The organism is Paraburkholderia sp. CI2, from assembly GCF_014201055.1.
Taxonomy (GTDB): Bacteria; Pseudomonadota; Gammaproteobacteria; order Burkholderiales; family Burkholderiaceae; genus Paraburkholderia; species Paraburkholderia tuberum.
On the sequence record NZ_JACHDL010000019.1, the window covers coordinates 120961 to 146081 of the forward strand.

Consider the following 25121-nt stretch of genomic DNA (forward strand, 5'->3'; position numbering starts at 1 on the left):
TGCCTATGGCCAACGCAAGCGCTGTGCCGCAGTCGCGGCGCGATTGCATTGGAGGTGGCGCGCGCGTTGCTCGTAGCGATAGATCGTCCAGCAAAAAGGAGTGGTGATGGAAACGCCGTCGAAGCGACTGTCGGACACACAGGTGCAGGTTGCCAGCAAGATCTACGGATTTCGTTCGCCACAGGAGGCGGACCGTTTCGTGCAATGTCTGCGCGACGGCGACGCGAGCCGCTGCGTTGCGGACGTTCCGCCCGAGACAGCAACCGATGCCTATCCCCCCGGAACCCGCACAGGGTCGGGCGCGGGCATGACGATCGGGCCGCTGCCGGGCGGGCTCGATAGCGACGAGTAACGCGTTTGCGCCGGGTCGCCGGGGCGGGCACGGTTCTGACGCCTCGGCGATCAGAAAGACAATCTCGACCCGGGCAATCCGTCGAACCTGCAATCACGACATTTGCGACATGCGCGTATTGCGACATGCGCGTATTGCGACATGCGCGTATTGCGACATGCGCGTATTGCGACATGCGCGTATTGCGACATGCGCGTGTTGCGACGCCCGCGTCAGCGCACCGGCCCCAGCGACGCCGACAGAGGTGCGGAGCCGCCGCCCAGCGTCCGGTCGATCAGATAGCGGCCCTGTTCGACGCCGGCGCGCAACGCTTCCGCCTCGGTGAGCCATTCCGGCGTCACGGGCTCCACGTTGGCCAGATTGGCGGGTATCTCCAGCGGCCGGCCCTCGCGGGAAATCGACACGTCGGCGATCCAGGCGCCTCGCGAGTTCCGATGCGCGGTCACCGTGATCAGCGCGCCGCGGTGCGCGTCATACATCGCGTGGTGGGAGCCGGGCTCGGCGCGCGCGGCCGGCATCGCGCGTCCGTCCGCGCTAGCCATATCGGAGCCGGTCTCGCCGATGCTTGCGCCGGCGCTGCGGTCAGTGTGATCGGTTGGGGGGAGCGGGGTCATGCTGTCCTCGGCGAGCGAATGATCTGCCTGATTCGAGCAAGCGCTGTGCCGACACGGCGAACGCGTGCAGGCATCCGGCCAGGAACGGGCACGCGGCGTGCGATCGCTCAGCGCGGGCCCGGCTCTTGCGCTGCGTTCAGCGCTGGCGTCGCTTCGCTCTGTCGGCCGAGAGGCGAAGTCTTTGCTGATTGCGGCCGCCGCAAATGAATCGTAAGGAGGACGGAATGTCGATCCATGCGAAGGTCACGAGGTGGCGCAACGTCGGGCGATTCTGCGTCGAACGTGTAACCGACTATAGCGAACTGTTCGCGCTTGAAGTCGAGGAGACGCGAAAGCGTCTGGTGCGCGAGTTGAGCGCACTCATGGCGTTGGCAGTCGCGGGCCTGTTCACGCTGTCCTTCATTTGTATCGCGATCATCGCCACCGCGTGGCAGACGCCTTACTTCCTTGCGGTGGTCTGGGGCGTGGCCGGCGCGTGGCTGCTCGTGTGCATCGTGTCCTTGCTCTTCCTGCGGGCGCAGAAACCGGCGCAATCGCTTCACGTGCTCAAGGCCGAGATTCATTCCGATCTCGACGCTCTCAGGGAGTCGCTCAAATGAGTCAGCCACATCACGCAAATGAGCTTGCCCGGGTCACCATTCTGGAACGCATGGAGGCATCGCGAGCCGCATTGGTCGCGGCGAACCAGACTGCCGCGTTGCCGGCGGGGCGGGCAGCCTCGCGCTCCTCCGCCGGCAATGTGCTCGCGTCGCTCGCCGAGGCGCCGCATGTTGCGCTGCTTCTCGCGCTGGTGATCGGCGGCATCGTGCTGGGGCCGCGCCGCACGCTGTCGATCGCGGGCCGTTCCGGTCTTGCGGCGTGGATCGCCCGCAATGTGCGGCGGTCGATCGCGCAGTGACGCCCTGAGCGAAAGCAGCGATCGGACCAGGCAAAGCAGAATCGCCTGGTTCTTGAACGCACGACGGTCGCTATCGTCACGTGTTGCCGCGGTGCGCGGCAACGGGACTTTTCCTCGCTTCCTTTTCCAGCCCATCGCCTCAGCGAACCGTGTGCAACCCTACCAGCCTGCTAGACTGGAAGTTCCCCTGCAAGCCATGGAGGGAGATATGACGACCGTCTACGTCGTAAAGACCGGCGAAAAGTTCCTCTGCACCGCAGAGGACGGCGATATCGGCATGGCACCGGAGATCAAGGAAGCCACGTCCTTTCGCTCGTATGAGGAAGCGAATAAAGTCGCGAACGAGCACGCCGACCCCGGATACGAAATCCTGACCATCGACGTTAAGAAACGCTGACGAGGTGTTAGCTGTTCGCGCCCAGGCGCTCAGCGAATGAACGCTGGCAATTCAACACGCGCCATGCAATATGGCGCTCGATCGGGTGCGTCCGAAATCGTCGTCATGACGGCTTCGGGCATTCAGGCGGCGGCCGAAATCACTCTGCAAGCGCGCATAGCACGACACTCCACGCCGTCCCCGGCGGGGAGGGCATGCTCTGCAGCGGCGAACTGGTCAGACGGGCAGGCTTACGATCCGCCAAAGAACACCGGCTTCATCCCACTCGTGCTGGCCGGATGACCCATCTGCTGCGTACCGCTGGTCGCGGGGCCGTAGCCGCTGCTCTGGCCTGCGGCAGTGGCGTTGGTCGTCGGCATGTTGGTAGGAAAGTCGACGGTATTCGCATTGGCCGGATTGAAGCCGGCTTGCTCGAGCTGAGCGATTTCTGCCTGCACTTGCGCGTGCGTCAGCGCCCCGTCCGACTGCGCCAGCGATGCAACTGACACAGCCATGACCGCGACCGCGCAAGCTGTGTGGACTAACGTCTTCATGATGGCCCACCTCCTTGTTGATTACTCCAACTGACTCGCGTTTCGCTTTTCGCGGTTCAGCTGATCAAAGGTTAGGTGAGGAACCGTACAGTGGTCGTTTATTTTTTATGGTAGGGGGTTCGTCCATCAGCCGACGCCGGTCGACGCTCGCGCCCGAACGCTCCGATGTCGGCCGCGCATCCGAGATGCGTACCTCCGGACACGAGCCGACATCATCGAAGCGTGGGTCAAGCAGCCGTTCGCGGGTCGTCGTCGAACATCCGCATTCCCGCGGGCGCCGTCGTCAAGAAAGCTCAGGTGCGCGTAATCGAAGCCCCACCGTCCACCAACGAAGCGGTACCCGTCACGAAGGACGAATCGTCGGAAGCAAGGTAGAGCGCCGAGCGGGCAATCTCTTCCGGCTTTGCGACCCGCTTGAGCGCGTGCAGCCCGGTCACGAACGTCTGCGATTCGGCCGTATCGTTCATACCGCGATACATCTGCGTGTCCACCGCGCCCGGGAGGATCGCGTTGACGCGCACGCCTTGGGGGCCGTATTCAGCCGCGAGCGCTTGCGTCAGTCCGATCAGCCCGGCTTTGCTCGCGGCATAGGCGGCGGTCCCCGGGAAGGCGAACGAGTAGCCGACGAACGTCGACGTGAAGATGATCGACCCACCGCCTTGCTTGATCATTTCAGGAATCTGATGCTTGGCGCCGACAAACGCGCTCGTCAGGTTGGTGGCCAGCGTCGCTGACCAGCCCGCTTCCGATACGCCTGTGGACGGTCCCATTTCACCGAGCGTCCCCGCGTTGTTGTAGGCGATGTCGAGGCGGCCGAAGCGGCTGACGGCGAGTTCGACCAGCGCTTTCGCGAATTCTTCGGATTGCACGTCCCCTGCCAGCGAGACAGCCGTGCCGCCGTCGCGAGCGATCTCGCTCACCAGCGCCTCGAGTTCAGCTTCGCGGCGTGCGGCCACGACAACTTTCGCGCCTTCGGCGGCGAACAGCCTGGCGGCGGCGCGACCAATGCCCGCGCTGGCGCCAGTGACGATAGCGACTTTTCCTGTCAAGCGTTGCATGTTGAATCTCCGGTTTGATCATCGGCCGATGCCCAATGCGTCGGCTCGTTGAGACGTACTATAAGATTCCGTTCTTGAGACAAAAAGACCAAAAATATGGCGATATCATTCAGCTTTTATGAATGACAGGAGTGCCATATGGACCGGCTGCGCGCGTTTGAGATCTTCGTCACCGTAGTCGACCGGGGCAGCTTTGCGCGCGCGGCCGACGCGCTCGAAACCTCGCCCGCGAACGTGACCCGCTACGTGAATGAACTGGAGGCGCATCTCGGTGCGCGGCTTCTGAATCGCACCTCACGCAGATTGTCTCTTACCGAGGCCGGTGAAACGCTTTATTCGCGATGCAAGGCAATCCTCGAAGACGTTGCGGAAACGGAAGGGCTCGTGTCGACAACGTCGATCGAACCGCGTGGACGGCTGCGTATCAATGCACCGGTCAGCTTCGGCATCCTGCATCTCGCACCGCTGTGGCCACGGTTCATGCAGCAATATCCCGACGTCGAACTCGACATCACGCTGATAGATCGCGTCGTCGATATCGTCGAGGAGGGCTTCGATCTCGCCATCCGCATCTCGCGCGCCGGCACGGTCGATCACGCGGCGCGCAAACTGGCGACGTCGACAAACATCCTGTGTGCATCTCCCGACTATCTGAAGCGTTGGGGACATCCTGAAACGCCGACGGACCTGCTCGGACATCGATGTATCGGCTACACGTATGCCGCCACGGCGGACGAGTGGCAACTGATGGACAAAGACGGCAAAACGCATGCTGTCGAGGTCGACTGCCACATGCACACCAATAACGGCGACACCGCGCGCGCGGCGGCGCTCGCGGGGCACGGCGTGATCTGGCAGCCGACGTTTCTGATCGGCGAGGACCTACGCGCAGGCCGGCTCGTCCAGGTATTGCCTGAATACCGTTTGCCGGATATCGATGTGCTCGCGCTGTATCCGAGCCGTCGCCACGTGAGCGCAAAAGTTCGTGCGGCAATCGATTTCCTCGTCAACGCGTTCTCGGGCGTGCCACCGTGGGACGAGACGTGAAGGGGATGTCTGATGTGCGTCGGCTATCCGGAAACCGGATGCCTGCAATTGGGGAAGAGGCCGCCGGGCGCGGCGCGTTCGATAGCACGATTCAACTGGAATTCGGTCTGTCACCGTTCTTTAATGTGTCGTATGGCGCGTCATGCAGGAGACCTGACACACCCGATGAAAACTGCACATTGAATCACCGGCACGGTCGCCCTCCAACGAGTTCACGCAGTGGCAGGTCTGGATCAGCGATGTCCCGGAACAAGAACCGACGGGAGACATTCGTGAGAACATTCGACGCCATCATGGCTGGTCTGATCTGCTGTTCATGCGCAGCCGCGGCCTACGCCGCCGACATCAAGGGAGCCGGCAGCACGTTCGCCGCTCCCCTCTACACCCGATGGGCCGCCGACTACCAGAAGTCGGGTGGCAGCAGGGTGATCTATCAGGGGACGGGTTCGTCCGATGGGCTCAAGCAGGTCATCGCCCGGGAAGTCGACTTTGCGGGCTCGGACGCGCCACTGACCGACGATCAACTGACCCGCAACGGCTTGCGGCAATTTCCAATCGTAATCGGCGGCGTGGTACCCGTCGTGAACCTTCCGGGGCTCAAAGCCGGCGAGGTGATGTTGACGGGGCCGGTCGTCGCCGACATCTTTCTCGGCAAGATTCAGTTCTGGGACGACCCGGCAATCGTGCGGTTGAACCCAAAGATCAAGATGCCTAACTACCCGATTGCCGTGGTGCGTCGCCAGGATGGCTCGGGCACGACGCTGATCTGGACTCACTACCTCGCGCAGGTCAGTCCCGAATGGAAGCGCAGGGTAGGCGAAGGCACTAGCGTGCGATGGCCGCTCGGCATCGGCGGTAAAGGCAACGAGGGAATTGCCACGTACGTCGGTTATCTGCCCGGCGCAATCGGCTATGTCGCATGGGATTTCACGAAACAGAACCGCTTGAAGTACGTTGCCATGACCAATGCGGCGGGTAATGTCGTTCAGCCCAGCGCCGCGACCTTCAGGGCAGCCGCGGCGAGTGCCGACTGGTCGGGTTCTCTCTCGCAAGCGCTGACCAACCAGCCGGGCAAGGATGCCTGGCCGATCATGGGCGCGACTTATGTGTTGCTTCCCGCGACGCCGATCAAGCCGGGCCACGACGAAGCCACCTTGAAGTTTTTCGAATGGGCGTTGAGTCATGGTGGGCCGACGGTCAACGCGCTGGATTACATACCGCTTCCGGACCTGGTCGTGACGAAGATCCGCGCACAATGGCCCGCCGATACAGGCGAAAAGTCGGTGCACAAAGCGGTCGCAGTGCCGTGACCACCTCGTGGCGGATCGGGGAGTTCTGTCAATGCTCACGGCAGCCAGACGCCGTTACGCTCATCGAGAAACGTTCTGAAAAATCGCGCAATCGTGTCTTGCGCGTGTCGATTTCTCCTATGATCATTCGTCGTAGTCACTGGAGGCGCCGTTGCCTCCAGACACTTTCGTCTTCAAAGGGAAAACCCAAATGCGCGTTATGGTCATGATCAAGGCAACCCCCGAATCGGAAGCCGGGCAAATGCCGAGTACGGAACTCCTCACGGCGATGGGGCAGTACAACGAGCAACTGGTCAAGGCCGGCATCATGCAGGGCGGCGACGGGTTGAAGCCGAGTTCGGCCGGCGCTCGCGTGAGGTTCTCAGGGAAGGACCGCACCGTCATTGACGGCCCGTTTGCGGAAACCAAGGAACTGATCGCCGGGTACTGGCTCTGGCAGGTTCAATCGATGGACGAAGCGATCGAATGGGTAAAGCGCTGCCCGAATCCGATGGTCAGTGATTCAGAGATCGAGATTCGCCCGTTCTTTGAGCCTGCGGACTTTGGCGAAGCTTTTACGCCCGAGCTTCAAGACGAGGAAAATCGTCTGCGCAAGCAAATTGACGGGCAGATGCGTTGACGATTTTCACCGCATCGGTCTGCGCGGTATGCGCAGGCAATCCCACTCCGACTGTCTGAGACTTGACGCGGGCTTCCGATGCATTGTCCGGAAGCCCGATGCCACGGGTCGATGATTGCCGTCGTCAGTGGCTGTCGCCCGGCCAGGCGTTCGAAGCCGGTCGGTGCGAAGGTATCTGCTCGATCCTTTCGGCGCTCAGGTCGCTCGGGAAGCAATCGCCCACATCCGGTTCGGCTTGAAGATCCCGCCGTTGGCATTGGGCGGGTTCACGACCGTACGCAACTGCTTTTCGGCATATAGTTGGCGCGTGCGAAACGCTTTCCCCGGAGATCGACGCAATGCCTTATCTACAGCTTGATGTAAACGATCACTACTCTGTCGAGAGTAAAAGACTGCTCGCGGCGAAAATGAGTGAGACCTATGCCCGGATGATGTCGGTGGACGTCAGGCGAATCAGCGTAGCCATACGCGAACTCGGTCCCGGTAGCGTCTGGCGCATTGCGCAGGAGAGCGGAGAACCGGTGCCCGTCGCGTTGATGATGCTCGATATCAGAAGGGGGCGGCCGCCCGAGTCGCGCATGGAGGTGGCCAAAGCGCTTTGCGCGCTGTGCATCGAAATTCTTGGCTTGCGCGAGGACCGACTCAACGTTGAGTTCACTCAGCACTCCGGCGATGAGATGTATCACCCGGCGCTTGGAGGTTACAGCCCGGAATGGGAGCCGGGCGAGCGATGAGGGTCCGGCTTCCGCGGCCTGTATTTGCGCATGGCCGTGTGACGTCGCCGATATGCGGGAACCACGAGGGCGCCAGGATCGGATCCGCCTGCGTTGCGCCACGACCTGAGCCAAAGTAGGAGGAGGGCCATGAGCGGGCTTGCCACATACCTGGCGGGTAATCGGCGGACGCGACCGTGGTGGATTGTCCTGATCACGACGGTGTTCTGTTTCTTATGCCAGAGCGTCGTCGCGCAAGCGGACGACGGCGCGGCTCGCCTGCACGCGAAATATCAAAGTCTGACGCAGCAACTCGCGCACAACCAGTTTCAGCGACCGCTGTACCTCGAATCGCAGGAGTTGCCGTCGGCGCTCAAGGGCGATATTTACGGGCTGCTCAACTATCCTTTCGCGGTGGTCAGCGGCGCGCTCAACGACCCGACTCAGGGCCCGGCCAACTGGTGCGACGTGCTGATCCTGCATCTGAACACCAAATACTGCCACGCGTCGACCAGCGACAGCGGTACGATCCTCACCGTGAACATCGGCAAGAAAACCAGGGAATCGCTTTCGTCGTCGTACCGCGTGCAATTCGACTTTCGTGCGGCAGCGAGCACCCCTGATTATTTTCGCGTCGAGCTCACTGCCGCCAGGGGTCCGCTGAGCACGAAAGATTACCGTATCGTGCTGGAAGCGATACCGGTGGGCGATAACCGCACCTTTATTCACCTGACCTACGCGTACGGATATGGCACGGCGGGACGGATTGCCATGAAAACCTACCTGGCGACGATCGGCAGCGACAAGGTCGGCTTTTCCGCTACGCCCGATTCGTCGACGAGCGAGCCGCAATACATCGGCGGCGTGCGCGGCCTGGTCGAACGCAATACGATGCGCTACTACCTCGCCATCGATGCCTATCTTGGCGCGCTTTCCAGCCCGCCCAACGCCCGCCTCGACAAACGCCTCGCTGACTGGTTCGATGCGACCGAGCAGTATCCGCGGCAATTGCACGAGGTCAGCCGCGCCGACTATATGCAAATGAAGCACGACGAGTATCAACGTCAGCAGATCGCCCAGTGATCCGCGCAGCGGGCGGGGATCTGATCAATGCAACGCAATATCGTGTTGAAGGTTTTTTCGGGGGGATGTCGATCCGATGGTGCGTCGATCGTCGTTACCTGGTAAGACAATTGGTCAGGAACCTTGGATCTGCCGTTTTGCGCCAAGTCTGGCCGCCATCGTCATCCGACCTGGGAGCACACTGTGAACCGACTCGACAATCCGATCCTGCAAGTCCTGGAAGGCTACAAAGCCGCGGTATTGGCAAAAGACGTGGACGCGTTCGTTGCGCTATACGACCGCGATGCGCTGGTCTTCGACATGTGGGGGACATGGTCGTACAACGGCATCGCAGCGTGGCGCGCCATGGTGGAGGGCTGGTTCGGTTCGCTGGGTACGGAACGTGTGATAGTCGATTTCAGCGCGGCGCAAACGATCGTCGCCGCGGACCTCGCCGTCGTTCACGCCTTCGCGACATATAAAGCCGTCGACGCCGACGGATCGGAACTGCGCTCGATGGACAATCGCCTGACCATGACGCTGAGGCAGCAGGCCGACGGATGGAAAATTGTCCACCAGCACACCTCCTCTCCGATCGAGGTCGGCACGGCGCAGGTAATTTTCAGGCGCTAGCGGTCTGGCGGTTCGACATCGCGCGTCGACTCGCGAATAATCACGGCTGCGTGACTTTCCAATTTGCGACCTACCTTCTGTTTAAAAGCAGCCATGAAACCATTGCTTGCCGGCCGATGCCTTTGCGGTGCCGTCCATTACTCGGTGAAGGACGAATTCGCCTATGCGTTGAACTGCCACTGTTCAAGCTGCCGGCGCGCGACCGGCTCGGCGTTCAAACCCTTCGCGGGAATCGAGCGCGACAAGCTGCGCATCACTCGGGGCGAAGACAGCCTGTTGATTTTCGGCGATCAACGAGCGTCGCATGATGTGCGCTGCAAAATATGCGGAAGCCTGATGTTCTCAGTGGTTCGTCAGGGGCAATACGTTCACGTCACGTTGGGAACACTCACGGACTCGCCCGCCATGTCTCCCACTGCCCACATTTTCGTGGGTTCAAAGGCACCGTGGTATTCGATCACTGACCAATTGCCGCAACACGACGAATTCGGGTGAGTCTTTTTCCTATCGCAACATCGACTCGAAAGATCGCACCACAGCGGCGTTGAATCGCTGATGGAGCGCCGCCCGATCGAAGCCCGGCCCGCTGTCGCAGATCTCCGGGCGCAGCCGCGCAAGACGCGCATCGCAAGGTGGCAGAAAGTCGTAATGGCCGGCGTTGGCCACCACGCGATAGTCGGGAGCGCGGGGCAGGTCGTCCCGCACCGGCTCGTCGTACCAGGGATGCGGCTGATGACGATCGTCGGCGGCGCTCCACAGCTGGAGCGGGACGCGCACGCCGCTCAAGCCCGCGCGGCCGAACGCGAAGCCGAACGAAGGCGCCGCGATGACGACGGCCTTGATGCGCGCATCGTGGACCCATACGCCGGTGGGAACATTCGCGCCGAAACGAACGTCGACGCCCGCATGCCGCAACGCTTCGCAGAGGTCATGATCCGGGTGAACTTCGCAAAACGGGGCGATTTTCGAAAGATCCGGGACGCCGCCCGCGGCCACGAGCACGGTGAAGCCACCGTTGGAAAAGCCGAATGCGCCGACGCGGTTCGCGTCGAGCCGCTCGCGCCCACGCCAGTCGTCGAGCATGTAGTCCACCAGCCGATGAAGCTGCGCGGGCCGGCGCCAGAGTTGCAGCACGCGGCTCTGGTCATCGAAAGTGTCGCCGGCGTGGCTGACCGCCGCCGCGACGAAGCCCGCGCGAGCCAGCGCGAGAGCCGTGTCGTAATGGGCGCCGTACCATCCGCCGCCGCCGTGCGACAGCACGATCAGCGGCAGGTGATGGCCTGCGATCGGCGCGTCGGCCGCGACGGTCTGGGTGACGTCGCCCAGGGCGTGCGGCGTGGCCGGCGCATCGGTGGGATACCAGATTCCGGCAGTGAGCGGCGGCTCGGCGCCATTCGGTATGTCGACCTTCTGAAAGCCGACCCCGGCGGCGAGGGCAGGCGCGCCAGGCGTCATGGCCAGAAGAAGGGCGACGATGGCCATCAATCTCACGGTTTTCTCCATGATCGTCGGCGGCGGGCTGAGCTCCGGACGGCTCGAGGTCTATGAGACCAAAGTCCAATTGAATATTTCAGGCGCGGGTTCAATAGTAGTGAAACGCCGCGTTCTGTCGACGACAAAGCCGGCGCGATTCTCTTCTTAAAATGCCGGAATTGCAGGCAGGCCTTGGTATTGGCGTCAAGAACGTTCCAGTGGGTTTGAGTTTTCGCGATTGCAGGCCTATCACGGTGTCGCCGCCGAACCGCGACGCGACCTGGCGGGAGAACAACTTATGCTGCTCACACCGATTCCCCAACGGACTCCGTCCCGAGAGATGCTCGACGTCCTGATCCGCGCCGGACTCGTCGCGGTCCTGGCCGTATTCTGTTTTCGGATCTTCGCGCCGTTTCTTAACCTGATGGCCTGGTCGGTGATTCTTGCGATCACGCTCTATCCGCTGCAGGTCCTGCTTCGCTCGATGCTCGGCGGCAAGGATGGCCTGATCGCCACGCTGATCGTCCTTGTCGCGCTTGTCGTGATTCTGGTGCCAACGTATGCGCTGGGTCTCGCGGTAGCCGATTCGGTCGAGAAATCGATCGCCATTGCCAGGAGCGGTACCTTCCGGATTCCGCCTCCCGCGGAGTCGGTGGCGAGTTGGCCGCTGGTCGGCCAGCGTGTGTACGACTTCTGGCAACAGGCATCGACGGACCTGACCGGTCTTGCGCATAAATTCGCCCCGCAGCTGAAGGAGGCCGGGCTCGCTGTGCTTGCAACGGTGACGGGTCTCGGTGCCGGCCTGGTGATATTTTTCGTCGCGCTGATCGTCGCAGGAATCCTGATGGCCCACGGTGAGAAGGGCTATCACAGCGCGGTGCAGATCGCCTCGCGCATCTCGGGCCCCGAGAACGGCGCTCAGATCGCCGACTTGTGCACGGCGACGATTCGTGCGGTGGCCCAGGGGGTAGTGGGCATCGCGTTTATCCAGATGCTGCTGATCGGCATCGGCTTCGTCGTGAAGGGGATACCCGGCGCGGGGTTGCTCGCGCTGGCCGTGCTGCTGCTCGGCATCATGCAATTGCCGGCCACGCTGATCACCATTCCGGTGATCGCCTTCGTGATCGTCACGGACGGCGTGAACACCGCAAACATCATCTTCTCGGTTTACGTGTTCGTCGCGGGCCTCGCCGACAACGTGCTCAAGCCACTGATGCTGGGCCGTGGCGTCGCGGTGCCGATGCCCGTCGTGCTGATCGGAGCGCTCGGCGGCATGGTGACGGGAGGCGTCATCGGGCTATTCGTTGGGCCCGTGATGCTGGCCGTCGGTTATCAGCTGTTCTGGCGCTGGGTCCGAGACCAGCCTCAACCGAAGCAACCCACGCAACCCACGCAGACCCACGAACAGAAGCAGACCTGAAGCTCGAGGATGGCTCCGTGTCACCGTTGATGCGTCCGTACGGGATCGCAGTGCTTTTCGGGGCGGCGGTTGGCCTGAGCGGATGCATGCGGGTGGGCCCGGACTTCAAGCCGCAGCATGAAGCGTGGAGCGAGCACTGGAGTAGCGAATCGATCACGCGGGTCACGCAACAGGGTGCACAGCCCGATGTGCGCCAGTGGTGGCTGATCTTCGACGATAGGAATCTCGAACGTCTGATCGCCGAAGCCGACGCGCACAACGGCGACCTGAAGATCGCCGGACTACGCGTGCTCGAGGCGCGCGCACAACTCGGCATCGCGCTCGCGGGACGCTATCCGCAGGTGCAGCAGGCGAGTGCCGATGTACTGGCTTCGGCGCGCAAGCGCTCGGATGGTTCCAATCCGCGCTCGGGCGCCTTCGTGCAGTACGGCGCGGGCTTCAGCATCGGCTGGGAACTCGATTTCTGGGGGCGTTTCAGCCGCGCGATCGAATCGGCCGACGCCGGGTTCTTCGCCGCGCAAGCCAACCGCGACGATGCGCTGGTTCTGTTGCACGCGCAGGTCGCGGATACGTATTTCACACTGCGGGTCGCGCAGGCGCGGCTACGTATCGCTCGCGAGAACGCCCAGTTGCAAAAACGCAGCTACGACATCGCTCAAAAGCTCTTCAAGGCTGGCGAATCCGACGAACTCGACTTCCAGCAGGCGAAGACGCAGTACCTTGGGACGCTGAGCAGCATCCCCGATCTCGAAAGCCAGATCGTGCTTGCGCGTCATGCGCTGTCGGTGCTGATCGGGCGAGCGCCGGGTCCGCTGCCGGAACTCGACGTGCAGTCGGGCAAGGAAGGCGTGGTGCCGCTGGTGGATCATGCGGTGCTGCAGGACGTGCCGGCCGATCTGCTGTTGCGCCGCCCTGACGTTCGCGCGGCCGAGTATCAGATGGCTTCGCAGTCGGCGCTCATCGGCGTGGCACAAGCGGATCTGTACCCGTCGGTATCGTTGCTCGGCACGCTGACGTGGACCGCCAGTTCGCTCGCGGGCGCACCGAGCACACTGCTCTTTGCCGCGGGCCCGAGCGTGACGTGGAACGTGTTCGATTACGGCAGGATCACGAACAACGTGCGCGTCCAGGACGCACGGCTGCAAGAGTTGACGGTCGCTTATCAGAACACGGTGCGCGAGGCGGCGCGCGAGGCCGACGATGCCGCGACGGCGCTGCTCGCCGCCTTGCAGCGCGACACCATTCTGAATGACGCGCAGGGCGCGGCGCGGCGCTCGCTGACGCTCGCCAATACGATCTATCGGGAAGGGTATTCGGACTTCCAGCGGGTCCTCGATGCGCAGCGCGCGCTGTTCGCGCAGCAGGACGCGTACGTGGTCAATCGCAGCAATGCGCTCGGCAGTGTGATCGCGCTTTACAAGGCGCTCGGAGGCGGCTGGGAAACCGAACAGCCGCTCGTCGACGCGGCGACGCGCGCGCAGATGCGGCAACGCACCGATTGGGGCGACCTGCTCGACCAAACGGCGCCGTCTTCCGGTACGCCGGGGCAAGCCGAAGGGGCGTCACGATGAGCGATACCCAGGATACCCGCGAGCCTCGAACCGCCGCCCCGCCGAAGTCGTCGACGCCTGCCGCCGACCCTTCGGGCAGGGCGGTCAAATGGGTCGTCTGTCTGATCGTGCTGAGCCTGATCTGGTATCTGCTCGCCGACCGTTTCACGCCGTATACGCAGCAGGCGCGGATTCAGGCCTATGTCGTGCCCGTCGCCGCCGAGGTGTCGGGACGCGTGACGCGGGTGTTCGTCCATAACAACCAGGATGTCAATGCGGGGGACGTGCTGTTCGAAGTCGATAGCGAGCCCTACCGCATTGCCGCTGACCGCGCGCGCGCCGATCTGGAGTCCACGCGCCGGCAGGTCGGTGCCAGCACGGCCGGTATCGAGTCGGCACTCGCGGCGTTGCGGGCCGCCATCGCGAACGAGGTCAAGGCGCGCCAGGACAGCGACCGTCTCGAGCGGCTCTATCGTGAAGACGAGGGCACCGTCTCCCTGCGACGCCTCGAGGTCGCGCGGGCCACGCATCAACAGGCGCTAAGCCAGGTCGACGGGGCCCGTGCCGAAGTCGAGCGGGCGCGGGAGCAGCAGGGCGGAAGCGAGGCGGAGAATGCGCAGTTGCGCAGCGCCGCTGGCGCGCTGGAGAAGGCCGAACTCGATCTCGCCAACACGCGGATCAGAGCCCGCTCGAGCGGCGTCGTGACGGATCTGCGCACGGAAGTCGGTCAGTTCGCCGCGGCGGGCAATCCGGTCATGACGCTGATCGCGATCCGCGACGTGTGGGTCAGCGCCGACATGACGGAGAACAATCTGGGCCATCTCAAACCCGGCACGCGCGTCGAGATCGCATTGGACGTGCTGCCCGGCGAAGTGTTCGGCGGGCGGGTTCGCAGCGTCGGCTATGGCGTGAGCGTGGGGCAGAGCACGCCGGCGGGCAGCCTGCCCACCGTGCAGAATAGCCGCGACTGGCTGCGTCCCGCGCAGCGTTTCCCGGTAATCGTCGAATTCGACGACAGCGAGCGCGCGCGTCTGCGCGATCTGCGGGTGGGCGGGCAGGCCGAAGTGATGGCCTTTCCGACCCAGGGCAATCCGCTCAATCCGCTGGGACACGCGTTCATCCGGCTGATGAGCTGGCTCTCCTACGTCTATTGAGAAGCCCATGCAGCCCGCGACCCAGCGCCTCGGTTATCGCGCGATACGTGTGGCCATCGGAACGGCGATCGCGCTTGCCGTCAGCTTTGGACTCGATTTCCCGATACCCGTCGTCGCGCCGGTATTCACGGTTTTTCTGCTGGCCACGCAGAATCGCCCGCTATCGTTGAAGGCCGGCGTGATTCTTTCGCTGGTCGTGGCGTCGACCACCGGCAGCGGCCTGCTCCTCGTTCCGTTGCTTCGTCACTATGCGTTGGCCGGCATCATGATCGTCGGCCTCATGCTGTTCTTCGCGTTTCGTTACGGGCTGCGTGGCGGCAACAATCTCGTCGCGACTTTTCTGGTCGCGGGACTGACGATGATTTCCGCCGCGGGCACGGCCGACTTCGAACTGGCCCTGACGGTCGTCGGCGCGCTGGCGAAGGGACTTCTGCTTGCCGTGCTGGCGTCGACGCTGGCGCACAGATTGTTTCCTGAAAGCATGGGCGCGCGAGAACAGCCCGCCGCGGCAGCGATGGCGGAAGACGAGGCGGCCTATATCGCGCTGCGTGCCGCGCTCGTCGTCATGCCGGCCTATCTGCTCGCGATGACCGACCCGGCGAACTACATGCCGATCATCATGAAGTCCGTCAGCCTCGGCAGACAAACCTGCACGACCTCGGCCCGCGGCGCCGCACGCGATCTGATCGGCTCGACGCTGCTCGGCGGTCTGCTCGCCATCGCGTTCTGGTTTGCGCTGAGGCTGTTCGTGCATTTGTGGATGTTCTTTCTGTGGATGCTGTTGTTCGGCCTGCTGGTGGGACGCAAGCTGTACGGCCTGCAACCCACGCGTTGTTCGCCGGGCTTCTGGCTGAACAGTCTCGTGACGATGATCATTCTGCTCGGGCAATCGGTGCAGGACAGCGTGGCGGGCAAGGATGTCTACACCGCGTTTGCCGTGCGAATGGGGCTCTTTCTGGCCGTAACGGCCTATGCGTATTTGATGCTTCTGCTTTTCGAGCAGCACCGCCGTGCGGAGTGAGGCGGTGCGGCATGCTGCAAAGCCGACCCGATGATCGCAACAGGAGCGTGCAATGGGAAATGCGACAGGCGATGGCGCGGTCCGTCCTCGGGCCGGCGAGATCCTGAAGGAAATGGCGATAACCCTGTGGTTTCTGAGAGCGATTCTGATCGGCCTGCTTCTACTGTTCGTCCTGCTGACGTTTGGCATGTACTACTGGGGCGCGCCCGTCGAGACAGCGAACCGGACACCGTCGCCGCTGGGTGAAACCGTGTACTTCTGCTCGATCACGGCGCTCACCATCGGGTACGGCGATGTCGTGCCCACTTCGGCGTTCGGCCGGATCGACGCCGCATGCCTCGGGCTGATCGGCGTGGTATTCACCGGCTTGATCGTGGCCGCGGCTGTACGAGGTGTGCAGGAGGCCGCGCATCGGGCGGAAAGGACGGGATAGCAGGATGAAGCCGTCGTGGCCGTCAGCGATGCCGTGCGGCGCGCGCGTGCCGGCTTCAACGGCCTTTTCGATGGGGCTCCCGACTATTGACTACCGGCGCGAAAAGGGGGAGCGTGTCTGTCTGGGTTTGGATTCGCTGTTGTCTCGATCAGTTCGACTATCCGAGGTAACCATGTGGATCTTCCGTTTGGAGGCGCCTCGCCGTGGGGGCGTCCGTATTCGGGAATGGCGCCGCCGCGTGCGCCATACGATCAGGCTTCTCGTCCTGCTGCCGGGCAGCGCCGCCACTGGGCTGGTCATCCTTGGCCGGTCCAATACCTCCATTGGCAAGCTCACGACCCGAGCGGAGGTGGACAGATGAAACCAGCGGCTTCCACGCGCTCCCGTCTGCAACATTCGCCCTTTCTGCAGGGGCTTTTGCCCTTCAATTCCGCTCAACTGCCGCACGACATCATCGCCGGGCTCACGCTGGCGGCACTCGGCATTCCCGAAGTGATGGGATACACGAAGATATCCGGCACGCCCACCGTCACGGGTCTTTATACGATCCTGTTGCCGCTGGTGGCGTTTGCGCTTCTGGGTGCTTCGCGTCAACTGGTAGTCGCGGCGGACTCCGCGACGGCCGCCATTCTTGCCGGTACGCTGACGACCGTGGCTGCGTTGGGCAGCAAGGAATACATCGGCCTTACGAGCACGGTGGCCCTGACGGTCGCTGTGATGCTGGTGATCGCGCGTATCTTTCGGCTCGGTTTTCTGGCCGACTTTCTTTCCCGTAGCGCACTGATCGGCTTCCTGACGGGGGTAGGCGTGCAGGTCGCGGCGGGGGAACTCGCCGGGCTGATCGGGCTCGCGAAGCAGGGGCACGGCCCCGTCATGCAATTGGTGAGCGTGGTTCAACGTGTCGCCGAGGCGAACTATCCGACCACGCTCCTTTCACTTGCCGTACTCGCGGTGATCATCGGGTGCAAGCGTCTCGCGCCGCGCGCGCCGGGTGCGCTGATCGCCGTGATCGGCTCCATCGTGGCGAGCGGGGCGTTCAATTTCGCCGGACATGGCATCGCGGTGACGGGCGAAGTGCCCGGCGGACTGCCGTCGCTGTTCATGCCGCCGTTGCACATGAGCGGGGTCAACCAGGTGCTGGCGACGGCGGCCTCGTGCTTCATCGTCATCATCGCGCAGAGCGCGGCGACGGCGCGTGCCTACGCCACCCGCAACAACGAGAAGGGCGACGACAATGCCGATATCATCGGACTCGCGGCGGCGAACGCAGCCGCAGCGTTTACCGGCACCTTCGTCGTGAACGGCAGTCCGACCAAGACCGAGATCATCGACGACGCGGGAGGGCGCACCCAGGTCGCCCACCTCACCACGGCCGTGATCGTGCTGCTGGTGCTGCTGTTCCTCACCAGGCCGCTCAGCCTGATGCCGGCCGCCGTGCTGTCGGCTATCGTCTTCATGATCGGTGTGAAGCTGATCGACGTGAAGGGGATGGTCGAACTGTTTCGCATGCAGAAGGACGAATTCGTCGTTGCGTTGCTCGCGGCGGGTGTGGTCGTGTTCGTCGATGTGATGCACGGTATTCTCGCCGCCGTCGTGCTGTCACTGATCGCGCATGCGCGGCATAGCTATCGCCTGCGCACGCGCGTGTTGACGCGTGGCCCCACCGGCCACTGGATCCCCCATCACGTCGAGCCGAATCTGCTCGCGGCACCCGGCATCGTCATCTACCGGTTCGAGGCGGATCTGTTCTATGCGAACACGGGGCGCTTCACGGAAGAAGTGCTGAAACTCGTCAACGAGGCGAGCGTTCCGTTGCGCTGGGTCGTGATCGACGCAACCGAGATCAACAATATCGACTACACGGCAGGCAAGACGTTGCTCCAGCTGGGTGCGGAACTCGACCAGCGCGGCCTGGGTATCGCCGTGGTCGCGGTTCCGTCTGGCGTGCGGCACGAACTCGAGCGGTATAAGGCCCTGCGGGTGAGTGGCGCGCATCGCGAGATCTTCGCGACGGTCGATGCGGCGATCGACGCACTACGCGATCTGTCGCCACCCGCATCCGCGGCTGCACCGGACGCCGACAAACCGAGATGAAGCAAAGTGAAGTGAAGTGAGATGACGAGGCCCCTTGATCCCGATTCGAAAAAGGAGTGACGCGTGTCCGATTCCGCTGCTGCAAAGTCCATGGAACCCGCCACGGATCAGGCTGATCCGAGGACGCTGGCGGCCCAGGAAGATCCGTCCACGCTGTTCGCGGGGCGTGGCTCGCTGGCCGCGCGCGTCGAGCAGGGCAAGGCGGCGCGCAAAAAGGCGCCGCGCGCGGAGCTGGGGACCTGCAAGATCGACGATCGCGATCCTGTTGCTCTGCTCGATGCGTCCAACGTGGGCCGGGTGCCGGAGCTGATACCGATCCGCTACGGGCGGATGGTCGCGAGTCCGTTCGCGTTCTATCGGGGTGCCGCGCCGCTGATGGCACACGACCTGTCGAAGCTGCCGCATTCCAACGTGACCGTGCAGCTGGGCGGCGACGCGCATCTGGCCAATTTTGGGCTGTTCGCGAGTCCGGAACGGCGCATTCTTTTCGGACCCAACGACTTCGACGAAACCCTGCCGGGCCCGTTTGACTGGGACGTGCGCAGGCTCGCTGCCTCGTTCGTGATAGCCGCGCGCGAACGCGGCTTTGCGATTCGCGACCAGCGCGCCGTGGTGCGCCGGCTCTGCGAGACCTTTCGGCAACGGCTCGCCGGATTGAGCGGCATGGACACGCTCGACGTCTGGTATTGCCAGTTCAAGGCGGCGAGCATGCTGGCGATTGCCGATTCGGTGGAGGAGAGAAGGAAAGAACTGGCGGTTATCGAAAAGGCGAGGCAGCAGTCGTCACGTTCCGTGATGACTCGCGCAACCGAGCTTGTTAACGGCAAGCTGCGCATCAAGGACGCACCGCCGCTCGTGTACCACGTCCCGCTCGAGAACCCGCACGACCAGAAACAGTACCAGGCGTTGGTACGGCGCTTCTTCGCCGACTACCGGTTAACGCTTCCCGATGACAGGCGCGCACTGTTCGATCGCTATGAACTGGTGGATGTCGCCATTCGCGTCGTGGGCATCGGGTCGGTGGGAACGCGTTGCTACGAGGCGCTCTTCATGGCCGACGGAGAGTGCCCGCTGTTCCTGCAACTCAAGGAGGCACGGGCTTCCGCGCTGGAGGGGTATCTGGCGCCGAGCCGCTATGCCAATCACGGCCAGCGTGTGGTGAACGGGCAGCGTCTGCTGCAGTCGGCCAGCGACATTTTTCTCGGCTGGTCGAAGATGCATCACACCGGCAACGACTTCTATGTGCGGCAATTGCGCGACATGAAGGGTGCGTTCGACTTCACCACGTTCGACGTCGAAGATCTCGGCGAATACGCGGTGTCCTGCGCTCACGCGCTGGCCCATTCGATGGCGAAAGCTGGCGACCCTGCGTTGCTCAGCGGATATGTCGGCAAGTCGGAGGTATTCGACGAAGCCGTCGTGCAATTCGCGCTCGCTTACGCGGAACAGAATGAGGCGGACTGGACGGTATTGAAAGCGGCAGTCAAGGCTGGACGTATTCAGGTCATTCGTGAATGAGGTTCAAGTCCCAGCCTGACTTTTTCTAAACCACATCGGCTAATTGCCTTCCGGCATTTTGGACGAGTGATGGCTGGTAATCAGCCACTTGTGTCCATTCCACGCGTAGGTGAACGTATAGCGCGCCTTGACGACCGAGCCGTCCGCGAACTTGAAGGTGTAGAGCCCCGAGTCGATCGCCGTGTTGCATTCGATCATGATGTCGCGGAAGTCGATCGTGCCGACCGGTTTGTTTTCGAGGAAGCGTTTGAAATAGTCGAGCTTTTCGTCGGCGGTCAAACGCGGCTTGTTCGAGACGGTCGGCAGCAGGATCGAGTTCGGCGCGTAGTTCGCCACGACCTTCTGCGGGTCGCCGGTTTTCAGCGAGTCGTTCCAGCGATCGAACAGTGCGGAAATCTGCTTTTCGGAGGTGGGATGGCAGGCTTCGGACCTCGCGAATGCGTTGCCATGGGCCACGACCGCAACCATCGCAAAGACGACGGACGGCCCGTCTACGCTAATTCTCATGATGCCCTCCGCGATCGTTGCCGGTGGTTGTCCCGCCAGTAAATCGAAACTGCGCACGGCATATCCGCCACAGCATCGACATTAGAGGACAAGAACCCGGGTTATTTGCGTCGGTTCAGCTCGCTTCTTCCAGAACCACGACACTGCGCGCCTCCACGCGCGACTGATCGCTTTCGACAGCGCCCTGTTGCGCCGCTTGCACGATGTCCTGCGGACTGTCGCGCGCGGTATCGACGATACGCCGCCAGTGCCGCCCGTCGGACGCGGGCAACTGGACCGTGCGGGCGCAATCGTCCATGTTGAACACCGCGTGCAGTGCCGGCTCGCCCGGCTCTTCTCCGCCCAGCGTGACAGCGAGAAGCCGCGCGCCTGGATCGTGCCAGCCCGGCTCGTTCGGGCGCTCGCCGTGCCACGCCGCATCCGGCCGAGTCTGCCCCGGCGAGGGCCGGCCGGTCAGGAAATACCGCCGCCGCAAACTTGCGTGGCGCTTGCGCAGCGCAATCAGCTCGCGCACGAAGCGCGACATGGCCGAGCCGGCTTCAGTGGGTGTCCAGTCGAACCAGCTGAGGGTGTTGTCCTGACAATAGGCGTTGTTATTGCCGCGCTGGCTGCGCAGCACCTCGTCGCCGGCAAGCATCATCGGCACACCCAGACTCAGGAACAGGATGGCCATCACGTTGCGCGCCTGGCGATCTCGCAGACCGAGAATCCCGGCGTCGCCGGTCCCGCCCTCGGCGCCACAGTTCCACGACAGGTTGTCGGAGCTGCCGTCGCGATTCTCGTCGCCGTTGGCTTCGTTGTGCTTCGATTCGTAGCTGACGAGATCGATCAGCGTGAAGCCGTCGTGGCACGTCACGAAGTTGACGCTGTTGTTGGGCAGCCTGCCGTCGTCCGCATAGAGGTCCGAGCTGCCCGCGATGCAGGTCGCGACCGCCCCGATGAGCCCCGGGTCGCCGCGCACGAAACGGCGAATCACGTCCCGATAGCGGCCGTTCCACTCGGCCCATGCCATGCCGGGAAAGGCGCCGACCTGATACATGCCGGCGGCGTCCCACGCCTCCGCGATCAATGGCACGCGCGACAGCACACGCGAAGACTCGATCGCCCAGGGCAGCGGTGGATCGACCATCAGCTCGCCGCGCTGGTCGCGCGCGAAGATACTCGCCAGATCGAACCGGAAGCCATCGACGCCGAGTTCTTCCACCCAGTATTCGAGGCAGCGCACGATGAACGTCGTCACCAGTGGATGGTTGCAATTGATCGTGTTGCCGCAGCCGGTGTAGTCCCGGTAGCGGCGCCGGTCGGCCGCGTCGAGGTGGTAGAAGATATCGTTGACGAGGCCCTTGAAGTTGATGACGGGGCCCGTCTCGCCCGCTTCGGCCGTATGGTTGAACACGACGTCGAGCAGCACGGCGAGGCCCGCGGCGTGCATGGCGTCGGTCAGCGCGCGAAACTCCTGGGGCGCGCGCGCGGGATCGCGGCAGTAGCGAGGATGCGGGCTGTAATAGCTATGCGTGCTGTAACCCCAGTAGTTGCTCAGGCCGAGGGCCGCCGTGGCGGGCGGAACGTCCTGTTCGTCGAAGGCCATCACCGGCAGCAGCTCGACGTGGGTCACGCCGAGCTGCGTCAGGTACGGAATCTTTTCGATCAGGCCGGCGAAGGTACCGGGATGCTGCACGCCGCTCGACGGATCACGCGTAAAGCCGCCGACATGCAGCTCGTAGATGATCGCGTCGTCGAGTCCGCGCGAGATACGCCCAGGGGACGAGGGCAGGGGTTCCGTCACGATCGCGCGGTGGGTTTTGTGCCCGTTGGGATTCGGCTGGCCGAGCGCAGGCCGCGTCCACAGCACGTCGCTAATCGCGCGGGCATACGGGTCGAGGAGTTCGCGGTCGGGGTCGAACGCGTAGCCGCTAGCGCGCGTATCGCGCGGACCGTCCACCCGCCACGTGTAGCAGGTGCCGAACGGCAGCGCTTCGACCATCACATGCCAGTAGTAGAAGGTGCGGTTGCAACCGGCGGCGAGCGTGATGATCTGGAACGGCTCGGGGCTGTCAGCCGCGTCGTACAGCAACAGCTCGACGCGCGTCGCGTGACGGCAGAAGATGCAGAAATTGATGCCGCCGGGCACCGCCGACGCGCCCACGGGAAACCGCGACCCGGAGCGAACCGCATGAGCACGCACCGATCCCGTTTCAGGGTCATTGATCAAGGGTGATCCTCATCGGGCGGATCTTCCAGATCTTGTCGCAGTATTCGCCGATGGCGCGGTCGGAAGAGAACTTGCCCGAGCGCGCGGTGTTCAGGATCGACATCCGGGTCCAGCGCCGCGTGTCCTGCCAGGCGGCGCTCACGTCGTCCTGACGCGCCACGTAGGCGGCATAGTCGGCGAGCACGAGAAACGGGTCCGCGTGCGTCAGATTGTCGATCAGCGGGCGGAACATCTCGCGGTCTCCTCGCGAGAAATGACCGTCGGCGATCAGTTGCAGCACTTCGCTCAGTTCCGCGTCGTCCTTCACATAGTCCGCGGGGCGATAACCCGCGCGCTTCACACGTTCCACTTCGTCGGCGCTCAGGCCGAACAGGAAGAAGTTTTCGTCGCCGACCTCTTCGCGGATTTCGACGTTGGCGCCGTCGAGCGTGCCGATCGTCAACGCGCCGTTCATCATGAACTTCATGTTGCCGGTGCCCGATGCTTCCTTGCCGGCCGTCGAAATCTGCTCGGACAGGTCGGCGGCAGGGTAGATGAAGTGCGCGTTCTTCACATTGAAGTCCGGATAGAACACGACTTTCAGCCGCCCGTTCACCACAGGGTCGTCATTCACGACTTCGGCGATGCCGTTGATCAAACGGATGATCAGCTTGGCCGTCGCGTAGCCGGGCGCCGCCTTGCCGCCGAATACGAAACAGCGCGGTGTCAGCGCGAGCTGCGGATCACGCAGCAGGCGCCGGTACAGCGTGATGATCAGCAACGCGTTCAGATGTTGCCGCTTGTATTCGTGGATGCGCTTGACCTGTACGTCGAACAGCGCGGCGGTGTCGACGCCGATGCCCGTGACGCCCCGGATATGCTCGGCGAGCACGGTCTTGTTCGACTGCTTCACGCTACGCCAATGCTGCTGAAACGCGGTGTCGTCGGCATAGGCTTCGAGCTTGCGCAGTCGCGCGAGATCAGTGACCCAGCCGGCGCCGATGGTCTCGTCGATTAGCCGCGCGAGCGCCGGATTGCAAAGCAGCATGAAACGGCGCGGCGTGACGCCGTTCGTGATGTTGTGAAAACGCTCGGGCCACAATTCGGCGAAGTCCCGCAGCACGGTCTGCCTGAGCAGCCCGGAATGCAGTTCGGCGACGCCGTTGACCGCGTGGCTGCCGACCGTCGCCAGATGCGCCATGCGCACGAGCTTGTCACCGCGCTCGTCGATCAGCGACATGCGTTCGATGCGCGCGTCGTCGCCCGGATAGCGCTGCCGGACCTCGTCGAGGAAGCGGCGGTTGATCTCGTAGATGATTTCGAGCAGGCGCGGCAGCAGGTTGCGCATCAGCGGCAGCCCCCAGGTTTCGAGCGCTTCGGGCAGCAGGGTGTGATTGGTGTACGCGAGCGCGCGCCGCGTGATGTCCCAGGCCTCGTCCCACGGCACCTGCCTGTCGTCCACGAGGAGACGCATCAGCTCGGCGACGGCGATCGACGGGTGCGTGTCGTTCAACTGCACGTTGAACAACTGCGCGAAGTGTCCGACCGGTTCGCCCTTGATTTCGAGCAGGCGCAGCATGTCCTGCAGCGAGCACGACACGAAGAAGTATTGCTGCGCGAGACGCAGGCGCTTGCCGATCTCGGGCTCGTCGTTCGGATACAGCACCTTCGACAGCGTCTCGGAGATGACCTTTTCGTTGACCGCCTCGTAATAGTCGCCGGCATTGAAGTCCTGCAGGTCGAACGACTCGACCGCCTCGCTCTTCCACAGCCGCAAGGTGTTGCACGTGTTGACGTGATAGCCGGGCATCGGCGTGTCGCAAGCCACGCCCTTGACCTGCCGTGTGGGTGTCCAGCGCACGCACAGGTGCCCGCGTGCATCGGTTTCGTCGTGGGTGCTGCCGCCGAACCCCACGTAGTACGCAACCTCCGGGCGCACGATCTCCCATGGATTGCCCTTTTGCAGCCACTTGTCGGTGGTTTCGACCTGCCAGCCGTCGCGAATCTGCTGGTCGAAGATGCCGAACTCGTAGCGGATGCCATAGCCGATGGCCGGTATTTCCAAACTTGCGAGCGAATCCAGATAGCAGGCCGCGAGGCGGCCAAGTCCGCCATTGCCGAGCCCCGGCTCTTCCTCGAGTTCGAGCAGCATATCGAGGTCGACGCCGAGCGCGCGCAGCGCTTCGCGTGCGTTGGCCTCGATGCCGAGATTGACGAGGTTGTTGCCGAGTTGCGGGCCGATCAGGAACTCGGCGGACAGGTAGCAGGCGACCCGCGCATCGCTTCCGGCGTAGGTCTGTACGGAGGTTGCCCAGCGGGCCAGCAGCCGGTCGCGCACGCTATACGCGAGCGCCATGTACCAGTCATGCGGGGAAGCGATCGCCGGATAGCGGCCCCGCAGGCACAGCAGATTGTCGAGCACGCCGCGTTGGAGCGCGGCGGCGCTCAGGCCGGTGCGCGCTGCATCCGCGCTTTGCTGCGAGGTCGTGGTGGGAGCGTCGGCCATGATGCTTTCCTCGGTGCA

Annotated in this window: 26 protein-coding genes; 19 read left to right on the forward strand and 7 right to left on the reverse strand. The window is 63.3% G+C overall.

Annotated features, from left to right (window positions below):
- Positions 1 to 106: 106 nt before the first annotated feature.
- The gene (locus HDG32_RS24260) at positions 107 to 352 is read left to right on the forward strand and encodes a hypothetical protein (protein ID WP_090804167.1); all 246 of its coding nucleotides are present in this window, start codon (positions 107 to 109) and stop codon (positions 350 to 352) included.
- Between the two features lie 212 nt (positions 353 to 564).
- Here HDG32_RS24260 and HDG32_RS24265 read toward each other — a convergent pair whose 3' ends face one another.
- Positions 565 to 966, reverse strand: coding sequence for a DUF6566 family protein (locus HDG32_RS24265; RefSeq protein ID WP_184071284.1), 402 nt, complete (start codon positions 964 to 966; stop codon positions 565 to 567).
- Positions 967 to 1190: 224 nt separating this feature from the next.
- Here HDG32_RS24265 and HDG32_RS24270 point away from each other — a divergent pair, with 224 nt between their 5' ends.
- The 3 genes from HDG32_RS24270 to HDG32_RS24280 all read left to right on the forward strand — a co-directional run bounded on the left by HDG32_RS24270 (position 1191) and on the right by HDG32_RS24280 (position 2261).
- The gene (locus HDG32_RS24270) at positions 1191 to 1565 is read left to right on the forward strand and encodes a phage holin family protein (protein ID WP_184071286.1); all 375 of its coding nucleotides are present in this window, start codon (positions 1191 to 1193) and stop codon (positions 1563 to 1565) included.
- A complete protein-coding gene (locus tag HDG32_RS24275; RefSeq protein WP_260336580.1) occupies positions 1562 to 1864 on the forward strand; it encodes a hypothetical protein in 303 nt (100 codons plus the stop codon). Before HDG32_RS24270 ends, HDG32_RS24275 begins: the two co-directional genes overlap by 4 nt.
- Before the next feature lie 208 nt (positions 1865 to 2072).
- On the forward strand, positions 2073 to 2261 hold the full coding sequence (locus tag HDG32_RS24280; protein WP_090805701.1) for a hypothetical protein: 189 nt from the start codon (positions 2073 to 2075) through the stop codon (positions 2259 to 2261).
- A gap of 230 nt (positions 2262 to 2491) precedes the next feature.
- Here the strand turns inward: HDG32_RS24280 and HDG32_RS24285 are convergent, their stop codons facing one another.
- A complete protein-coding gene (locus HDG32_RS24285) occupies positions 2492 to 2794 on the reverse strand; it encodes a DUF4148 domain-containing protein (protein WP_090804172.1) in 303 nt (100 codons plus the stop codon).
- Between the two features lie 293 nt (positions 2795 to 3087).
- A complete protein-coding gene (locus HDG32_RS24290) occupies positions 3088 to 3852 on the reverse strand; it encodes an SDR family oxidoreductase (RefSeq protein WP_184029733.1) in 765 nt (254 codons plus the stop codon).
- A gap of 138 nt (positions 3853 to 3990) precedes the next feature.
- Here HDG32_RS24290 and HDG32_RS24295 point away from each other — a divergent pair, with 138 nt between their 5' ends.
- The 7 genes from HDG32_RS24295 (at position 3991) to HDG32_RS24325 (ending at position 9731) form a co-directional block, all read left to right on the forward strand.
- Entirely contained in the window at positions 3991 to 4899 is a 909-nt protein-coding gene (locus HDG32_RS24295; protein ID WP_184071288.1) for a LysR family transcriptional regulator, read from the forward strand.
- A 272-nt stretch (positions 4900 to 5171) separates the two neighbouring features.
- Positions 5172 to 6209 (forward strand): phosphate ABC transporter substrate-binding protein PstS, encoded by a 1038-nt coding sequence (gene pstS / locus HDG32_RS24300; RefSeq protein ID WP_311540339.1) that lies wholly within the window; start codon positions 5172 to 5174, stop codon positions 6207 to 6209.
- A 190-nt stretch (positions 6210 to 6399) separates the two neighbouring features.
- Positions 6400 to 6828, forward strand: coding sequence for a YciI family protein (locus HDG32_RS24305; RefSeq protein ID WP_184071339.1), 429 nt, complete (start codon positions 6400 to 6402; stop codon positions 6826 to 6828).
- A 338-nt stretch (positions 6829 to 7166) separates the two neighbouring features.
- Complete coding sequence (locus tag HDG32_RS24310) at positions 7167 to 7562, forward strand: tautomerase (protein WP_184071289.1); 396 nt, start codon at positions 7167 to 7169, stop codon at positions 7560 to 7562.
- Positions 7563 to 7691: 129 nt separating this feature from the next.
- Positions 7692 to 8624, forward strand: coding sequence for a hypothetical protein (locus HDG32_RS24315; RefSeq protein WP_184071291.1), 933 nt, complete (start codon positions 7692 to 7694; stop codon positions 8622 to 8624).
- Between the two features lie 183 nt (positions 8625 to 8807).
- The gene (locus tag HDG32_RS24320) at positions 8808 to 9236 is read left to right on the forward strand and encodes a nuclear transport factor 2 family protein (RefSeq protein ID WP_184071293.1); all 429 of its coding nucleotides are present in this window, start codon (positions 8808 to 8810) and stop codon (positions 9234 to 9236) included.
- A 93-nt stretch (positions 9237 to 9329) separates the two neighbouring features.
- Positions 9330 to 9731, forward strand: a complete 402-nt coding sequence (locus HDG32_RS24325) for a GFA family protein (protein WP_184071295.1) — start codon at positions 9330 to 9332, stop codon at positions 9729 to 9731.
- A 9-nt stretch (positions 9732 to 9740) separates the two neighbouring features.
- Here HDG32_RS24325 and HDG32_RS24330 read toward each other — a convergent pair whose 3' ends face one another.
- Complete coding sequence (locus HDG32_RS24330) at positions 9741 to 10718, reverse strand: dienelactone hydrolase (protein WP_260336581.1); 978 nt, start codon at positions 10716 to 10718, stop codon at positions 9741 to 9743.
- On the opposite strand from HDG32_RS24330, the gene HDG32_RS24335 reads away from it, so the two are divergent.
- From HDG32_RS24335 to HDG32_RS24370, 8 genes are all read left to right on the forward strand, one after another.
- Positions 10711 to 10878 (forward strand): hypothetical protein, encoded by a 168-nt coding sequence (locus HDG32_RS24335; protein WP_184071345.1) that lies wholly within the window; start codon positions 10711 to 10713, stop codon positions 10876 to 10878. The genes HDG32_RS24330 and HDG32_RS24335 overlap by 8 nt on opposite strands.
- 129 nt (positions 10879 to 11007) lie before the next feature.
- Positions 11008 to 12129, forward strand: coding sequence for an AI-2E family transporter (locus tag HDG32_RS24340; RefSeq protein WP_184071299.1), 1122 nt, complete (start codon positions 11008 to 11010; stop codon positions 12127 to 12129).
- Between the two features lie 29 nt (positions 12130 to 12158).
- Positions 12159 to 13700, forward strand: coding sequence for a TolC family protein (locus tag HDG32_RS24345; RefSeq protein ID WP_184071341.1), 1542 nt, complete (start codon positions 12159 to 12161; stop codon positions 13698 to 13700).
- Positions 13697 to 14833 (forward strand): HlyD family secretion protein, encoded by a 1137-nt coding sequence (locus HDG32_RS24350; protein WP_184071301.1) that lies wholly within the window; start codon positions 13697 to 13699, stop codon positions 14831 to 14833. The genes HDG32_RS24345 and HDG32_RS24350 overlap by 4 nt, the downstream gene beginning before the upstream one ends.
- Positions 14834 to 14840: 7 nt before the next feature.
- Entirely contained in the window at positions 14841 to 15854 is a 1014-nt protein-coding gene (locus HDG32_RS24355) for a DUF2955 domain-containing protein (RefSeq protein WP_184071303.1), read from the forward strand.
- Positions 15855 to 15906: 52 nt separating this feature from the next.
- Positions 15907 to 16287 carry a potassium channel family protein gene (locus tag HDG32_RS24360; protein ID WP_184071305.1) on the forward strand — a complete coding sequence of 127 codons (381 nt, stop codon included), beginning with the start codon at positions 15907 to 15909 and terminating at the stop codon, positions 16285 to 16287.
- 357 nt (positions 16288 to 16644) lie between these two features.
- Positions 16645 to 18381 (forward strand): SulP family inorganic anion transporter, encoded by a 1737-nt coding sequence (locus HDG32_RS24365; RefSeq protein ID WP_184071307.1) that lies wholly within the window; start codon positions 16645 to 16647, stop codon positions 18379 to 18381.
- A 63-nt stretch (positions 18382 to 18444) separates the two neighbouring features.
- Complete coding sequence (locus HDG32_RS24370; protein ID WP_184071309.1) at positions 18445 to 19899, forward strand: DUF2252 domain-containing protein; 1455 nt, start codon at positions 18445 to 18447, stop codon at positions 19897 to 19899.
- A 39-nt stretch (positions 19900 to 19938) separates the two neighbouring features.
- Here HDG32_RS24370 and HDG32_RS24375 read toward each other — a convergent pair whose 3' ends face one another.
- The 3 genes from HDG32_RS24375 to HDG32_RS24385 form a co-directional block, all read right to left on the reverse strand.
- On the reverse strand, positions 19939 to 20406 hold the full coding sequence (locus HDG32_RS24375) for a nuclear transport factor 2 family protein (RefSeq protein ID WP_184071311.1): 468 nt from the start codon (positions 20404 to 20406) through the stop codon (positions 19939 to 19941).
- Between the two features lie 115 nt (positions 20407 to 20521).
- Positions 20522 to 22618 carry a glycogen debranching protein GlgX gene (gene glgX, locus HDG32_RS24380; RefSeq protein ID WP_221307849.1) on the reverse strand — a complete coding sequence of 699 codons (2097 nt, stop codon included), beginning with the start codon at positions 22616 to 22618 and terminating at the stop codon, positions 20522 to 20524.
- Complete coding sequence (locus tag HDG32_RS24385; protein ID WP_184071313.1) at positions 22608 to 25103, reverse strand: glycogen/starch/alpha-glucan phosphorylase; 2496 nt, start codon at positions 25101 to 25103, stop codon at positions 22608 to 22610. Before HDG32_RS24385 ends, glgX begins: the two co-directional genes overlap by 11 nt.
- Between the last annotated feature and the right edge of the window lie 18 nt (positions 25104 to 25121).

Bases quoted from the DNA above. Each gene is read 5' to 3' on its own strand.
- HDG32_RS24305 (WP_184071339.1), top strand. From the start codon at position 6,400: ATGCGCGTTATGGTCATGATCAAGGCAACCCCCGAATCGGAAGCCGGG.
- HDG32_RS24265 (WP_184071284.1), bottom strand. From the start codon at position 966: ATGACCCCGCTCCCCCCAACCGATCACACTGACCGCAGCGCCGGCGCA.
- HDG32_RS24360 (WP_184071305.1), top strand. From the start codon at position 15,907: ATGGGAAATGCGACAGGCGATGGCGCGGTCCGTCCTCGGGCCGGCGAG.
- HDG32_RS24290 (WP_184029733.1), bottom strand. From the start codon at position 3,852: ATGCAACGCTTGACAGGAAAAGTCGCTATCGTCACTGGCGCCAGCGCG.
- HDG32_RS24340 (WP_184071299.1), top strand. From the start codon at position 11,008: ATGCTGCTCACACCGATTCCCCAACGGACTCCGTCCCGAGAGATGCTC.
- HDG32_RS24260 (WP_090804167.1), top strand. From the start codon at position 107: ATGGAAACGCCGTCGAAGCGACTGTCGGACACACAGGTGCAGGTTGCC.
- HDG32_RS24285 (WP_090804172.1), bottom strand. From the start codon at position 2,794: ATGAAGACGTTAGTCCACACAGCTTGCGCGGTCGCGGTCATGGCTGTG.
- HDG32_RS24270 (WP_184071286.1), top strand. From the start codon at position 1,191: ATGTCGATCCATGCGAAGGTCACGAGGTGGCGCAACGTCGGGCGATTC.
- HDG32_RS24375 (WP_184071311.1), bottom strand. From the start codon at position 20,406: ATGAGAATTAGCGTAGACGGGCCGTCCGTCGTCTTTGCGATGGTTGCG.
- HDG32_RS24295 (WP_184071288.1), top strand. From the start codon at position 3,991: ATGGACCGGCTGCGCGCGTTTGAGATCTTCGTCACCGTAGTCGACCGG.
- HDG32_RS24385 (WP_184071313.1), bottom strand. From the start codon at position 25,103: ATGGCCGACGCTCCCACCACGACCTCGCAGCAAAGCGCGGATGCAGCG.
- HDG32_RS24350 (WP_184071301.1), top strand. From the start codon at position 13,697: ATGAGCGATACCCAGGATACCCGCGAGCCTCGAACCGCCGCCCCGCCG.
- HDG32_RS24345 (WP_184071341.1), top strand. From the start codon at position 12,159: ATGCGTCCGTACGGGATCGCAGTGCTTTTCGGGGCGGCGGTTGGCCTG.
- HDG32_RS24310 (WP_184071289.1), top strand. From the start codon at position 7,167: ATGCCTTATCTACAGCTTGATGTAAACGATCACTACTCTGTCGAGAGT.
- HDG32_RS24335 (WP_184071345.1), top strand. From the start codon at position 10,711: ATGGCCATCAATCTCACGGTTTTCTCCATGATCGTCGGCGGCGGGCTG.
- HDG32_RS24325 (WP_184071295.1), top strand. From the start codon at position 9,330: ATGAAACCATTGCTTGCCGGCCGATGCCTTTGCGGTGCCGTCCATTAC.
- HDG32_RS24275 (WP_260336580.1), top strand. From the start codon at position 1,562: ATGAGTCAGCCACATCACGCAAATGAGCTTGCCCGGGTCACCATTCTG.
- HDG32_RS24330 (WP_260336581.1), bottom strand. From the start codon at position 10,718: ATGGCCATCGTCGCCCTTCTTCTGGCCATGACGCCTGGCGCGCCTGCC.
- HDG32_RS24355 (WP_184071303.1), top strand. From the start codon at position 14,841: ATGCAGCCCGCGACCCAGCGCCTCGGTTATCGCGCGATACGTGTGGCC.
- HDG32_RS24315 (WP_184071291.1), top strand. From the start codon at position 7,692: ATGAGCGGGCTTGCCACATACCTGGCGGGTAATCGGCGGACGCGACCG.
- HDG32_RS24280 (WP_090805701.1), top strand. From the start codon at position 2,073: ATGACGACCGTCTACGTCGTAAAGACCGGCGAAAAGTTCCTCTGCACC.
- HDG32_RS24365 (WP_184071307.1), top strand. From the start codon at position 16,645: ATGAAACCAGCGGCTTCCACGCGCTCCCGTCTGCAACATTCGCCCTTT.